The sequence below is a fragment of the Arcicella sp. BE140 genome (assembly GCF_031456255.1).
GTDB classification, from domain to species: Bacteria; Bacteroidota; Bacteroidia; order Cytophagales; family Spirosomataceae; genus Arcicella; species Arcicella aquatica.
The window spans coordinates 40,213-54,158 of record NZ_JAVDUE010000010.1; the positions used below are offsets into that span (position 1 = coordinate 40,213).

Annotated in this window: 11 protein-coding genes; 7 read left to right on the plus strand and 4 right to left on the minus strand. The window is 35.1% G+C overall.

Features of this window, described 5'->3' with window-relative positions:
- Positions 1-151 precede the first annotated feature (151 nt).
- Both J2Y60_RS14760 and metK read left to right on the plus strand, forming a co-directional pair.
- Positions 152-1,339, plus strand: a complete 1,188-nt coding sequence (locus J2Y60_RS14760; RefSeq protein WP_309919578.1) for a lycopene cyclase family protein — start codon at positions 152-154, stop codon at positions 1,337-1,339.
- Between the two features lie 185 nt (positions 1,340-1,524).
- Positions 1,525-2,805 carry a methionine adenosyltransferase gene (gene metK / locus J2Y60_RS14765; RefSeq protein ID WP_309919576.1) on the plus strand — a complete coding sequence of 427 codons (1,281 nt, stop codon included), beginning with the start codon at positions 1,525-1,527 and terminating at the stop codon, positions 2,803-2,805.
- A 191-nt stretch (positions 2,806-2,996) separates the two neighbouring features.
- On the opposite strand, the gene hpf is transcribed toward metK, so the two are convergent.
- The 4 genes from hpf to J2Y60_RS14785 all read right to left on the minus strand — a co-directional run bounded on the left by hpf (position 2,997) and on the right by J2Y60_RS14785 (position 6,815).
- Positions 2,997-3,347: a ribosome hibernation-promoting factor, HPF/YfiA family gene (gene hpf / locus J2Y60_RS14770; RefSeq protein WP_309919573.1), complete on the minus strand. Its 351-nt coding sequence runs from the start codon at positions 3,345-3,347 to the stop codon at positions 2,997-2,999.
- A 423-nt stretch (positions 3,348-3,770) separates the two neighbouring features.
- Positions 3,771-5,516 (minus strand): VRR-NUC domain-containing protein, encoded by a 1,746-nt coding sequence (locus J2Y60_RS14775; protein WP_309994670.1) that lies wholly within the window; start codon positions 5,514-5,516, stop codon positions 3,771-3,773.
- Positions 5,517-5,581: 65 nt separating this feature from the next.
- Entirely contained in the window at positions 5,582-6,505 is a 924-nt protein-coding gene (locus tag J2Y60_RS14780; protein ID WP_309919568.1) for a carboxypeptidase-like regulatory domain-containing protein, read from the minus strand.
- Between the two features lie 73 nt (positions 6,506-6,578).
- Positions 6,579-6,815: a hypothetical protein gene (locus J2Y60_RS14785; RefSeq protein ID WP_309919566.1), complete on the minus strand. Its 237-nt coding sequence runs from the start codon at positions 6,813-6,815 to the stop codon at positions 6,579-6,581.
- 239 nt (positions 6,816-7,054) lie between these two features.
- On the opposite strand from J2Y60_RS14785, the gene J2Y60_RS14790 reads away from it, so the two are divergent.
- The 5 genes from J2Y60_RS14790 to J2Y60_RS14810 all read left to right on the plus strand — a co-directional run bounded on the left by J2Y60_RS14790 (position 7,055) and on the right by J2Y60_RS14810 (position 13,694).
- On the plus strand, positions 7,055-7,432 hold the full coding sequence (locus J2Y60_RS14790) for a helix-turn-helix transcriptional regulator (RefSeq protein WP_309919564.1): 378 nt from the start codon (positions 7,055-7,057) through the stop codon (positions 7,430-7,432).
- A 92-nt stretch (positions 7,433-7,524) separates the two neighbouring features.
- Positions 7,525-8,487 (plus strand): DUF2157 domain-containing protein, encoded by a 963-nt coding sequence (locus J2Y60_RS14795; protein WP_309919562.1) that lies wholly within the window; start codon positions 7,525-7,527, stop codon positions 8,485-8,487.
- A 6-nt stretch (positions 8,488-8,493) separates the two neighbouring features.
- Entirely contained in the window at positions 8,494-9,666 is a 1,173-nt protein-coding gene (locus J2Y60_RS14800; RefSeq protein ID WP_309919559.1) for a hypothetical protein, read from the plus strand.
- Between the two features lie 256 nt (positions 9,667-9,922).
- Positions 9,923-11,110: a phosphoglycerate kinase gene (locus J2Y60_RS14805; protein ID WP_309919556.1), complete on the plus strand. Its 1,188-nt coding sequence runs from the start codon at positions 9,923-9,925 to the stop codon at positions 11,108-11,110.
- Positions 11,111-11,198: 88 nt separating this feature from the next.
- Positions 11,199-13,694 carry a bifunctional UDP-N-acetylmuramoyl-tripeptide:D-alanyl-D-alanine ligase/alanine racemase gene (locus J2Y60_RS14810; protein ID WP_309919552.1) on the plus strand — a complete coding sequence of 832 codons (2,496 nt, stop codon included), beginning with the start codon at positions 11,199-11,201 and terminating at the stop codon, positions 13,692-13,694.
- Positions 13,695-13,946: the final 252 nt, after the last annotated feature.

The following is a 13,946-nucleotide window of genomic DNA, read 5'->3' on the forward strand; positions in this document are numbered from 1 at the left end:
CTTCGTTGGAGAAAACCGCCAACAAGAGTAAAAACCCTTACCCTAAAAACCTCAAAGCTGACAACTCAAAGCTCACAACTACCTAAATTTCCCAAACAACATCCCAATTTTCAAGTTAATATCATTAAATTAGTGTTTCTTCTACTGCATAATGAATCAAACTCTTCCAAATACTTATCAATATATCATTGCAGGGGGTGGTATGGCTGGGCTTTCGTTGGCTTTTTATTTGAATAAAAGCTTATTGAAAAATGAGTCTATCCTTATTATCGACCGTGATGTAAAACAGGCTAATGACCATACTTGGTGTTTTTGGGAGAAACAAGCTAGTCCCTTTGAGGATATTATCTATAGAAAATGGAATGGGCTTTGGTTCTATGGCAAAGAAGATTTTGCCAGATTTATGGATATTGAAGAGTACACTTATAAAATGCTTCGAGGTGAAGATTTTTATCAATATATTATTCCACTCCTCAAACAAAACCCTAACGTTAGTTTTCTGCAGGCTGATATTGAAAAAATTAATGGAACTAATACCTCAGCAGAGGTTCTGACCAACAAAGGTACATTTATAGCTAATGGTTTTGTGTTTGATAGTATTACGGTGTCTAGCTTCAACAATCCCAATTACCATAATATGCTCCAACATTTTAAGGGTTGGATCATTGAAACTGTCAAACCAAGCTTTGAACCCGAAAGACCTACGCTTTTTGATTTCAGAATACCACAACAAAACGAATGCAGGTTCGTATATGTTTTGCCTCATTCTGCTACTAAAGCATTGGTGGAATTTACTATTTTTTCTGATAACCTCCTCGACGAAGCTTCGTATAACAATACCCTCAAACAATATATTCAGGAGGTTTTAAAGATTGATGATTACCGAATTACTGAAATAGAATCGGGCGTTATTCCCATGTCTGACGAGCCGCAAGTAATTTCTCCTTCTCCAAAAGTTATCAGAATTGGTACGGCCGGTGGGTATGTTAAAGCCTCAACGGGCTATAGTTTTCAGCGTAGCCAACGATTTTTACAAAAATTAGTCTCGGATTTAGCCATAGCCCATACTACAAATAAGCCAATAGTATTTCAAGGCAATTTCAATACAAATCGATGGAAGGCATTGTTGGATAGTATCCTCCTCAATGTGATGCTACACAAGAGAATGCCTGCGGATATGATATTTACTAAGTTATTTCAATCTAATCGTCCAGCGGATGTATTAAAGTTTCTGGATGAAGATAGTTCTATCTGGCAAGACATCCTCTTGATGCAAAGTGTGCCTACTCTACCATTTATCATGGGTGCAAAAAGTGTAGTATCGGCAAAACTCTATTAAATTATAGTAGTATTAGTCCTAATATTTTATGGTAATATTCTTTTTTATAGTTAATATCCTTAAATATAGACTTATTTAAAGATAATTTATCTATAAATACAGCATTCAATAAGCCAAATTGTCAAATAAAAATATTAGTGATAAATTTGTGCTTTGATTGATTCACAAATTATAAAATATTCATAATGGCATATCTTTTCACCTCTGAGTCGGTATCGGAAGGACACCCAGATAAAATTGCTGACCAAATCTCAGACGCCCTCATTGATAATTTCATGGCGTTTGATCCATCTTCAAAAGTAGCGTGCGAAACCCTTGTAACCACAGGTTTGGTAGTGTTAGCAGGAGAAGTAAAAACTAATACTTATTTAGATGTACAAAACATTGCCCGTGATGTAATTCGTAAAATCGGATATACAAAATCTGAATATATGTTCGAGGCAAATTCTTGTGGTATCATCTCTGCTATCCATGATCAATCTGCTGACATCAACCAAGGTGTTGATAGAGTAACGGCTGATGATTTTGAATCGAAAGCAAATGCACAAGGCGCTGGTGACCAAGGAATGATGTTTGGTTATGCAACCAAAGAAACCGACAACTATATGCCTTTGGCGTTAGATTTGGCTCACCAAATCTTGAAGGAAATGTCAGCAATTCGTAACAGCGAACCTGAATTGATTAACTACCTTCGTCCAGATGCAAAATCACAAGTAACGATTGAGTATTCTGACGATAACGTTCCTCAAAGAATTGATACCATTGTCGTTTCAACACAACACGATGAATTCTCTGACGATGAATCAATGTTAGCGAAAATCAAAGCTGATATTATCAATATTGTTATTCCAAGAGTAAAAGATAAATGTAAGCCTGAATTACAAGGTTTATTTGATGGCGATATTACTTACCACATCAACCCTACTGGAAAATTTGTAATCGGTGGTCCTCATGGAGATACAGGTTTGACAGGCCGTAAAATCATTGTGGATACTTATGGTGGAAAAGGTGCGCACGGTGGTGGTGCATTCTCGGGTAAAGACCCTTCAAAAGTTGACCGTTCGGCGGCTTATGCTACGCGTCACGTGGCTAAAAACTTAGTGGCTGCAGGTTTGGCTGACGAAGTTTTAGTACAAGTTTCTTATGCTATCGGGGTGGCTCAGCCTTGTGGTCTTTTTGTCAATACTTATGGTACTAGCAAAGTAGATTTAACAGACGGAGAAATTGCTCGTAAGGTTGAAGAAATCTTTGATATGCGTCCTTATGCTATCGAACAACGTTTGAAATTGCGTAACCCTATCTATTCAGAAACGGCTGCGTATGGCCATATGGGACGTACCAACGAAATCGTGAAGAAATCTTTCAAAGGGCCAGATGGCGTTGTTTTTGAGAAAGAAGTTGAGCTTTTCACGTGGGAGAAATTAGACTACGTAGATGCTGTAAAAGCTAAATTTGGTTTGGCATAATTTAGATACTATCTATCAAAAAAAAAAGGCATCAATCGATGTCTTTTTTTTTGATACTATATAACCATTTTTTTTAATATTATCTAATACATCAGAAGCAACATTTCCTTGATTTATACTCTATTTTTAGAAAATAAAAAGGGGAATCTCTTTCGAAATTCCCCTTCAAGCAAATTGCACTGACTAAAATATTAACTTTCCATTGCCATCGACATTAAAACGTTTCTTGTCGGATTAGCTTTATCTTGTATTCGTTCTTTAAATCTTTTAAGTTGGATTTTGAGTGCTTCAATGGCGATGTCCATTGCTTCTTCAAATGTCTTACCCTGTTCTTTTACAAAAAGCGTCCCGCCGGGTAAATTAATCTTAACTTCCAACATTTTACTTCTGACCTTTTTTGTATCTCCTTTATCTACTTTTAGAAATACTTCACCTCCAGTAATTCGGTCATAAAAGGTATCCAGTTTGTTTAGTTTTGACTGGATGAACTCCAATAGCTTGATGTCAGCATCGAAGTGAATTGAATGCACTTGTAATTTCATACGCACTCGGTGTTTAAGTTAAACAAATTTTAAAAGAAAGCCCTCAATCAAAGCCTTTTGCTCATTGGAGTAGTTCTCTGTTTTACCTTATTGTTTCCCATTCAAATTTCACTTACGCTACGCATCTATTTTATTGCAATCAAACAAAAAATATAATTCAACACAACTGAAAATAAGAAACAATAAAGTCAAAACAAAGAACTCTCCGTTTTAGTCAAAAAAACCCTACCGACTAAGACAGGGTTTATAACTTATCTGAGCTTTTTCTTAAATGAATTTCGACATTAAATTTTAATTATCCAAATGTTAAATACACATTCTTTGAATAATCAAAGTTATTGAATCATACTATATAGTTACAGGATAATTATATTAGAAAAGTGCAAAATTTGGCTTTTAATCGGGTAAAAAACCCTTTGAAATCTACAAAAACTCATCCAAATTAGGCTTTTCCCACGCTACTCTCAGCACTTTTGAATGCACATTTATCTTTTCAAAAAAGCGTTGCCAATATAGCTGCTGATTAGACAAACTATCGGTTGGCGACTTCACTTCTATAAAACAATATTCGCCATCGTCCCACATAAATAAGTCTGGAAATCCACGAATATTTTCTCTTAAATTCCTCGCCATTTCTAGCATAATAGCACTAACTTGTTCAGAAGATAGTTTTTCTAAAACGGTCTGAATCAAGGGGAAAAGCCCTCCGTACCAATCTACCAACGGATTAGTGATGCCGTATTTTTCAAAGAAAATATTGTAAACATAAATCGCCGTGGCATCAATATCTTCTAGCATTTGTAGACGCTGCTCTATCTTCTCCTTCCTCTTTTCAAAAAAAGTAGGCTTGAATAAATCAGAAGGCGAACGCTGTAAGGGATGATGAATAGACAAGGTTTCGGTATCAAAAATGATGTCCCAAAATAATAATCCAAAAATGCTTCTCCAAAGATGGTTTTCGGTAAAAGTCGCTTTTTTATATTGCCTTTCGTAATAATCTATCACGCCCATTTCTACCTGCCGTTTCCAAACCAAATCAATCGTGATTGACTCTGACCCATGCAGATGCTGAGTAATGGCTTTCTTTGATTTCTTTTTTTGCAACTGTGCCTCCAAACGATTCAAATAATCTTCTGCAAAAAAGTGTTCGTCTGCATTCTGAGGTTCTGCCAAAATTACCTCGCAAAGAGCTTTGGCTTCTTCTTTATTTTTAAGTTTGTCCAAAATCCGTACCTGTCTTTCTCGGGAAGGCGACTGCTCCGTCAAGCGGAAAACTATCAGCGCTTCGTCCAAGGCTTTAATCTTTTCTAAGTATGCCCCTACTTTCAATGTAAAGCGTTCAAAGGTAGGAATGGCTATTTCCGACAGTTCCTTTCCATGTGTTTCAGCCCAATCCATAAACCAATTATAAATTTCAAGGTAATCTACTTTGGTTTCTTGCATCACATAAAAATCTTCCCTCGCCAAGCTCACTTTTAGTTTATCTTCCACCTCCTGTCGGGTCTGAAAATAAGCCACCATTTTATCTTCGTCATACTTTTCATAATTCTGATAGCCCAAATCGCGGGTAACAAACTCTGACATATCGCCGTGGCGAGTTCCGAAGAATAGAAATTTTAATAGTTGTACCTCCTCTTCAAAGCATACTTTCACGACAGAGTGCTCGATGGCATGGATTTTTGAGAAATCTTTTTCATCTAATAAAAACAGTATTTCTTCCCAATCTCCCACCTCTAAAAGCCAATCAAGCACTTCTTCTTTTTTTAAAGATGATTTGCCCTTGGTGGGTAGGTTGAGCATCTTGGCTAAAAAAATCAGCTCGGTTTTATTAAAAATATCTAGTACTTCATACGCATATTGAAGATGCTTTATTCCGAGTGGTTCTACAAAATTTTTAATAATTAAACTGTTCAGTACCGCTGGGATATTTTCAATTTCAGCATATTTCAATTTTTCAACCCTAAAAAAAGAACCTGTTCTATTCACAAAGCGTATGTACAAACATTGCTCGTCTTCTGTTAATGCATCAAATTGTGACAAGAATTGTTGTTCACTTTCGTTCAGAATATGTTGGTACTTTTTCTGGACAAAAGTCAATAAATATTGAAAGTATTCTAAGTAATATTTTGGAGGAAGTTCTATTCGTTCGGGAGCCATCTTTGCAAGCATTTTAGATTACAAAGATAGGATAGTAAAATTCACCAAAGCAATAAGTTGGCTTTTGCCCTAATTTTTCAATAAGAAATAGTCATACCAAAAAGAGGTACATTATATTTTGAGGTGGATGCATCTGACCAAGATTTACTCCATAAATGTTTTGATTTAGCCACACCATCCTTAGACATCATATATGAAGGGCTTATTAACATAATCTTTTCAACTTTTTTCGCATTATTTTTTTTATAAAATGCTTTCCCATACTGATAGTCTGAAATAATAAAATATTCATCATTTTTATCAATATATCCTATCGTTTGAATGCCTATCCATACGTATTTATCATTCAAAGAAATGTTATGGGAAGAAATGTCAACATTGATAAATTTGTCCTCTGGTGTAGCCTCTACGATAATATTATCGTTCAACAAATCTTCGGAGGGCTTATTATTTTCACCATTTTTGAATATCCTACATCTTAGTCTATACTTTTTCACAAATTCAGATTTCTCAGGACTTAGTCTATAATGAAGATTTGTAATAACGCCTTTTACATTGTCATGATTTTCAATTCTAGCGGCTATTATCGTACCAGAATTTGGGTTATAAGAAGCCTGATATACAATCCACCTTTTATGAAAAGTGCCATAGTCAATCATTTTATTTTTTCTCGATTTAACTGTTACCTCTTCTAACACAACATTCTTTTCACGAAGAAATATAGTATCTGAATGTAGAAAATCATTCAAAGAAAATATCCGTTGCTCATACCCTAAAGCTGAAAATAAAAGACTATCTTCAATTCCTCTTTTACCTTGAATGTCAAGACAGAAATTACCACTTTCATTAGAAACTGTACCAGTAGGCTTATTAATGAGTGAAATAGTTGCATAAGCTACACCTACTTTAGTATGACTATCTGAAACGATACCACATTTTTGGGAAAGGGTTAATTCTGAAATAAATGTAAATGCTAGTATTAAAAGGAGTCTTATTACCATAAAATAATTATTTATTAAATTGACGAAATGATTATGTTCTCTCGCCAATTTAATAAAGTAAATATAAAATTTATTAACTATTACAATTAAAAGGTCTTTGCTCTATTTTAGAACTAACTTCAATACCAAAAACATAGTATTTAACTTCAACAAGTTGAACACAAGTGTCACCGTAAGCATATTGTGTACCAAGAATTGTTTCTTCACTACCAAAGAATTTCGCCTGCGATTCTTGTACAAAAACCAAAGACATTACTGACACAAGCCCTACAATTCTAATATACCTATTTTTTTTAAAAAAGTTTTTCATTGTTATTTTGATTTAAAATTTCACTACCTACTCTTTCGCTTTTCGGTTTGCGCGATTCTAAAAATATTAACTGTTGTTTATTGGTTTTAGAACACTTCAAAAGTAAATACATTACATTTTTAAATTTATTTTTCACCATTGTAACTTACAAAATGAACGGTTGTAAGTTACAATCATATTTTTTTTGTATTTTTATTATAATAGTAGCTCTATACAAATTATTTCAAATACGCTAAAATATGAAACTTGGAGAAAAAGTACGAATAGTTCGAAATCTGAAACAGATCTCCCAAACTTGGGTAGCAATGAAATTAAAAATCTCCCAACAAGCCTATCAAAAATTAGAACAGGGAAAAACAATCATGACAAATAATAAATTGGCAGAAATTGCTAAATTATTAGATATTGATGAACAAACAATTAGAGACATTGATACGCTTCCCATTATTAATAAATCAAACTCACAAGGTAAAAAACTTAATAGTAATTCAGTATTCAACTCAAACAGATTAGCAATAGATGAGAAAGACAGAATCCAAAGTATTGAAAAAGAAGTTGATAATTTAAAGAAAAAAATAGACTCACTTACTCATCTAATTGAAACAAAATTTAAATAGTTATATATATCTAAGTAGGAGTTACGTTTATAAAAAACTACTTAAATATATCTAATAATAGTAGTTATGAATATTCTTTTTAAATCTATAGCATGCATATATCGGAGATTCTTCAAACACTTGAACAAAAAGTAAATATTTCGCCCGAAACAAAAAAGGGCATCCTTGTGTATGAAGAAAGCAAACCATTTTCCCTACATTACGAATTAAAACTAATATTATATGTAGGTATATTATTATTAAGTAGTGGTCTGGGCATTGTTATTTATCAAAATCTCGATTCTATTGGGCATACCGCTATTGTAGTTTTTATTAGCGTGTTGGTAGTAGCAGGTTTTGGTTTTTCGTTTTGGAAGAGGCAACCATTTACTTGGCAACTGGTAGAACAGAATAATCTCTTTGCCGACTTCACGTTGCTATTGGGCTGTTTGAGCTTCCTTACCTTAGAAGGATACTTGCAATATCAATATGACCTCTTCGGTGAAAAATACGGACTGATTACGTTTATTCCTGCCGTAGTTTTTTTCTTTTCTGCCTATTTTTTCGACCATCGAGGAGTGCTTTCTATGGCTGTTACTGCCTTTGCTTCGTGGGTAGGCGTTTCTATTTCTCCTGTGTCTATCCTCACTAATAATGATTTCACTGCCCCTTATTTTATCTTTACTTCCATTTGCTTGGGGCTTTCTTATATGGCGATTGGCTTTCTTTCTGAATACAAACTCTTGAAAAGACATTTTTCATTTACGTATATCCTGTTTGGAAGCAATTTGGCCTTGGTAGCAGGTACAGTAGGTATTTTTAAGGTACACCTTCAATACACCTACTTTTTTACCGTAATAGCTATTAGCGTAGTATTGTTCCTATACGCTAAAATCAAACAATCCTATATTTTCTTGTTGACGGGTATTATTTTTGGCTATATAGCCATCACTAATATTATTTTTGACCTGATAACTGTCAATAACTGGTTTGCTGCCTATTACTTTATCGCTTCTGGTATAGGAGTAATATTTCTGTTATTCAATCTCAAGAAAATTCTTAAAACTTCTAATTAAACATCTATGAAAGCATATCAACAACAATGGATAGAACACGCTTATCTTCAAGCCAAAGCCCAAAACTGGTTTGAAAAAGGCTTGCTCACTGAACAGCAAAACAATGACATCAAAAAGCAGTTTGTCCTTGATTATTATCAGCCCAACGTCTTTATCAAAATAGCCTTGTTTTTGTTTACAGCGTTGGCTTGTATATTTAGCATCTCGTTGCTTTACTTAATTTTTGAAAACTCGTTCACACAAAGTCCTGTTGCTAGCACTACTATTTTGTCTATCATCTTTGGCATTGCTACGGTCATTTTATTAGAATATTTAATACGAGAAAAGAAAGTTTTTCAATCAGGTATTGATAATGCCTTAATCTATTTTTCCATTGGCGCTTTTTGTACTTTCACTTATTATCTATTAGAGACCTCTCATTTACCTGCTTGGGTAGAATGCATTTTCTTTTTACCCTTCTTTGTTATCGCCTATATCCGCTATGCTGATGCTTTGGTAGCCTGTGGAATTTATTTTTTGTTAATCATCATGCTAGTTGATTTTTGTCTTGAATTTACTATTGGCAAAACTCTTTTGCCTTTCGTAATGCTGTTTTTTTCACTGGGTATGAATCGATTGGTTATGAAACTTAGTCAGCGAAAAGATTATCTTTATTACGAAACGTCATTGGATATTTTAAAAACCTTATCCATTGCATCGTTCTATCTCAGTGTTAATTATTTTATCGTTCGCGAGGGTAACGCCATGATTAATAAAGTCTTTACAAGTGTAGCCCCTCAAATAGGCCTTGCTCCTCTTTTCTATTTCTTTACTACTGTTATTCCATTCGTGTATGTGTATATAGGTCTAAAAAAACGTGACCGCACCTTCCTGATGTTAGGGTTGCTAACTTTGGCTTTTTCCTTTTTCACTTATCGACATTATTTCGGGGTAATTCCTACGGAGATTGCTTTGTTAATTTGTGGAGGGCTGATGATTGGTGGGGCATCTTTAGCCATCAACTTTTTAAAGCAACCTAAATATGGCTTCACTTATACTCCTGACAACAACCTCGAAGGATTTAATTTAGATACTATTCTATTGGCCGAAGTAGTAAATAGTAAAATAAATACACATGATAAGCCTTTCAAATTTGGCGGAGGAAGCAGTGCCGGAGGTGGCGCAGGAAGTGAATATTGACATAGCAATATTAAATATAATCATTCGATGATTATCTAAGAAAAAATACTCAAATTATTGACTTTTTTCGTGAATGATGATGAAAAATGTATATTTGTTTTCTGAATTCGGTTTTGTTAGTAAAACGTTTAGACTGAATTTTACAAAAACAACCAAAGGGTCTTCTTTCTTGATAAAAGAGAGAAATATTTTGAAATACTCAATATTATCGAAATATTATTTTGCCATTAATAAAAAATACATAATTTAATTATCCATGAAAACTGTCGATTCTTACAATTTTGCTGGCAAACGTGCCTTAGTCCGAGTAGATTTTAACGTACCTTTAAACGAGCGTTTTGAGATTACTGATGATACTCGTATCAAAGCTACAATTCCTACAATCACTAAAATTTTGAATGATGGTGGTTCGGTGATTTTGATGTCTCACTTAGGTCGCCCGAAAGATGGCCCTACAGAGAAATATTCATTAAAACACCTTGTAAACCCACTTTCAGTAGTATTTGGTCGCCCAGTGAAATTTGCAGATGATTGCATCGGTCAATCTGCCATTGACTTAGCTTCTGGTTTACAAAGCGGAGAAATTTTATTGTTAGAAAACCTTCGTTTTTACAAAGAAGAAGAAAAAGGAAATGTAGAGTTTGCTGAAAAATTATCTAAACTAGGTGACGTTTGGGTAAATGATGCTTTCGGTACAGCTCACCGTGCACATGCTTCAACAGCAGTAATTGGTCAGTTTTTTGAAGACAGAATTTGTGGTTATGTAATGCAGGCTGAAATCGAGAATGCTCAAAGAGTATTAGAAAACTCAGAAAGTCCGTTTACAGCCATTATGGGTGGTTCTAAGGTTTCTGATAAAATCTTAATTATCGAGCGTCTTTTAGATAAAGTTGATAATTTGATTATTGGTGGTGGTATGACATACACTTTTGTATTGGCTGAAGGTGGCAAAATCGGAAATTCAATTTCTGAACCAGATAAAGTAGAGCTAGCTAAAGAAATTTTAATTAAAGCGAAAGAAAAAGGTGTTAACGTATATATGCCTGTAGATAACTTATGTGCTGATAAGTTCTCTAACGATGCTGAACGCCAAGTAGTTGCTTCTGGTGCTATTCCAGATGGCTGGCAAGGATTGGACATTGGTCCAGAAACGGCTGAAATTTTCAAGAAAGTAATTGAAGCTTCAAAAACAGTATTATGGAATGGTCCGATGGGCGTATTTGAATTCCCTAATTTTGCGGCTGGAACAAATGCTATCGCTGATTCAGTAGTGAACGCTACAGAAGAAAACGGTGCTTTCTCATTAATCGGTGGTGGTGACTCTGCTTCAGCAGTAAACAACGCTGGTTATGGTGACAGAGTTTCTTATGTTTCAACAGGTGGAGGTGCGTTGTTAGAATACATGGAAGGTAAAGTATTACCGGGTGTTGCTGCATTGCAATAACTGATAAAAATCTGCATTATTTGAAGGCGATACAATTTTTGTATCGCCTTTTTGTATTTATCTTTGAGTCAATTATAATATAACAATCGTGGAATTTAAAGCATTACCCATCAACACTACAGCACAATATCTTTTGAATGATAGTCGCCAGTTGTCATCCCCACAGCGGTCTATCTTCTTTGCTATTAAAGGTTTACACCACGACGGACACCTGTTTTTAGATGATTTATACCGAAAAGGTGTACGCGAATTTGTGGTAGAAACCGATGCCCTTAGCCCTGCTATTCTACGGGAATTAAAGAAATTTACGGATGCCAAAATATGGCAAGTAGAGGATAGCATCACTGCCATGCAAGAGGTGGCTCAGCGTCATCGCGAGCAATTTAATTTACCTGTTATTGGCATCACTGGCAGCAATGGCAAAACCATCGTTAAAGAATGGTTAGCACAATTATTGAGCAACCGTTTTAAAATTGTAAAAAGCCCCAAAAGTTATAATTCACAGATTGGTGTACCGCTTTCGGTATGGCAAATCAACGAAAGTCATAACTTAGGTATCTTTGAAGTGGGTATTTCCAAGGTGGAGGAAATGGAAAAGCTAGAGAAAGTAGTGAAACCTTCTATTGGTATTTTTACGAACATAGGCACCGCACACAACGAGTTTTTTAGCAGTAATTCACAGAAGATTAAGGAAAAAATCAAGCTTTTCAAGCATGCTACTACCTTGATATACTGTGCTGATTATGTAGCGATTGATGAAATCATTAAAACGGATTTCATGGTTGAAAACCCTGACTGCAAAATCATCAATTGGTCACGAATGGCTAATACGGGCGCACGTGTGTCTTGGGAAATATATAATGAAAACACGAAAGTCTTTTTAGACTTAACCGCTATTTCGCCTAATACTGAAAGATTCAGCACCACACTTGATATTCCTTTCACTGATGAAGCCTCTATCGAAAACGCTATCCATTGCATCCTCACGCTCTGGTATTTGGGGTATAGCACCTCTGACATTCAGGCAAGGCTACAAATCCTTCGTCCTGTTTCGATGCGCTTAGAAATGAAGCAAGGAACGAATGCTAATTATTTGATAGATGATACTTATAACAATGATTTAGCGGGCTTGACAATCGCACTGAATTTCTTGAGCCAGCAAAAACAAAAACAGAAAAAAGTACTTATCCTGAGTGATTTGTTAGAGACTGGTGTTCCTGAAAAAGAACTTTATAAACAGATAGCCCACTTAGTAAAAGAAAGGCATTTAGAACAGTTTATTGGTATTGGCGATGTGATATCCCGCAATAAAAATCATTTTATGGCTAGTTCGGCTAAAACTGATACAAATATTCAGTTTTATAAAAACACGAAGGATTTTCTGGAGAGCCAAGCCATCAAATCATTACATAACTCTACCATTCTGATTAAGGGAGCAAGGAAATATGGCTTTGAACAAATTGTGAATAGACTTGTTCAAAAAACACATGGAACTATCCTTGAAATCAATCTGGATGCCATTACCAACAATTTGAATTATTATCGTGATAAAGTTGGTCAACAGATTAAGATGATGGTAATGGTGAAGGCATTTGCCTATGGCTCTGGTAGTACAGAGGTAGCCAATTTGCTTCAATTTCATGGTGTTGATTACCTAGCCGTTGCCTATACGGATGAAGGGGTTTCGCTCAGACAAAACGGCGTTTATCTACCGATTATGGTGATGAACCCCTCCCCTAACGATTTTGAGCAATTGGTGGCTTATTCGCTTGAGCCTGAAATATATAGTTTAAGAATCCTCCACGAGTTTTCTGAATACATTGATAGCCGTAGTTTAAGCTCTAAAATTCACCTTAAAATTGATACAGGGATGCATCGGTTGGGCTTTGAAAAAGAGGCTTTGCCCGAATTACTGAAAAGTTTGCAGTCGAACCCCAATTTATGGGTTTCAACTATTTTCAGTCATTTAGCAGCGGCTGACGATGTTGATTTTGATGATTTTACAAGACAGCAAGTCAAAACGTTTACCGAAATGGCGAATGAAATATCGGAAGCTTTGGGCTATATTCCCTCACGCCATTTAGCTAACTCCGCTGGTATTGCCCGTTTCCCCGAAGCCCGTCTGGATATGGTAAGGCTTGGTATCGGGCTGTATGGTGTAGCTGCCAAACCCGAAGACCAAGTAAATTTGCAGACGGTGGGTACTTTAAAAACGGTAATTTCGCAAATTAAGCACATAAAGTCTTCGGAGACTGTCGGTTATGGCAGAAAAGGCGAATTGAAAAGGGATACCAAAATTGCTACCATAGCGATTGGATACGCTGATGGTTTTGATAGAGGATATGGCAGGGGTGTTGGCGAGGTGTTGGTAAATGGACATAGATGCAAAGTAGTCGGAAATGTATGCATGGATATGACGATGGTGGATATTACCGATGTACCAAATGTGCAGGAAGGAGACGAAGTGATTATTTTTAATAAAGAACTGACTATTACCGAATTATCTCAAAAAATAAATACTATTCCTTACGAAGTATTAACCAGTGTAAGTGAAAGAGTAAAACGTGTTTTCTATCAGTTATAGGCTATAAAAAAAGTGCAAGAAATAATTCTTGCACTTTTAACCTTCAACCTTTTAAAACATAATTCAATCAAAATCAATTTGGCGTAAAATGCTTTCGATTGACTGTTTAATTTGTTTGATATAAAAATGGTTATAATATTTTTTTAAAAAATGGCTAATGTTTGTAATACAAATTTATGCAAACTTTTTAAATAAAAACAAATATATTTGCAAATATTTGCAAAAAATCTCAAGATTAAAATATTCACCCTC

Bases quoted from the DNA above. Each gene is read 5' to 3' on its own strand.
- J2Y60_RS14760 (WP_309919578.1), top strand. From the start codon at position 152: ATGAATCAAACTCTTCCAAATACTTATCAATATATCATTGCAGGGGGT.
- metK (WP_309919576.1), top strand. From the start codon at position 1,525: ATGGCATATCTTTTCACCTCTGAGTCGGTATCGGAAGGACACCCAGAT.
- hpf (WP_309919573.1), bottom strand. From the start codon at position 3,347: ATGAAATTACAAGTGCATTCAATTCACTTCGATGCTGACATCAAGCTA.
- J2Y60_RS14775 (WP_309994670.1), bottom strand. From the start codon at position 5,516: ATGCTTGCAAAGATGGCTCCCGAACGAATAGAACTTCCTCCAAAATAT.
- J2Y60_RS14780 (WP_309919568.1), bottom strand. From the start codon at position 6,505: ATGGTAATAAGACTCCTTTTAATACTAGCATTTACATTTATTTCAGAA.
- J2Y60_RS14785 (WP_309919566.1), bottom strand. From the start codon at position 6,815: ATGAAAAACTTTTTTAAAAAAAATAGGTATATTAGAATTGTAGGGCTT.
- J2Y60_RS14790 (WP_309919564.1), top strand. From the start codon at position 7,055: ATGAAACTTGGAGAAAAAGTACGAATAGTTCGAAATCTGAAACAGATC.
- J2Y60_RS14795 (WP_309919562.1), top strand. From the start codon at position 7,525: ATGCATATATCGGAGATTCTTCAAACACTTGAACAAAAAGTAAATATT.
- J2Y60_RS14800 (WP_309919559.1), top strand. From the start codon at position 8,494: ATGAAAGCATATCAACAACAATGGATAGAACACGCTTATCTTCAAGCC.
- J2Y60_RS14805 (WP_309919556.1), top strand. From the start codon at position 9,923: ATGAAAACTGTCGATTCTTACAATTTTGCTGGCAAACGTGCCTTAGTC.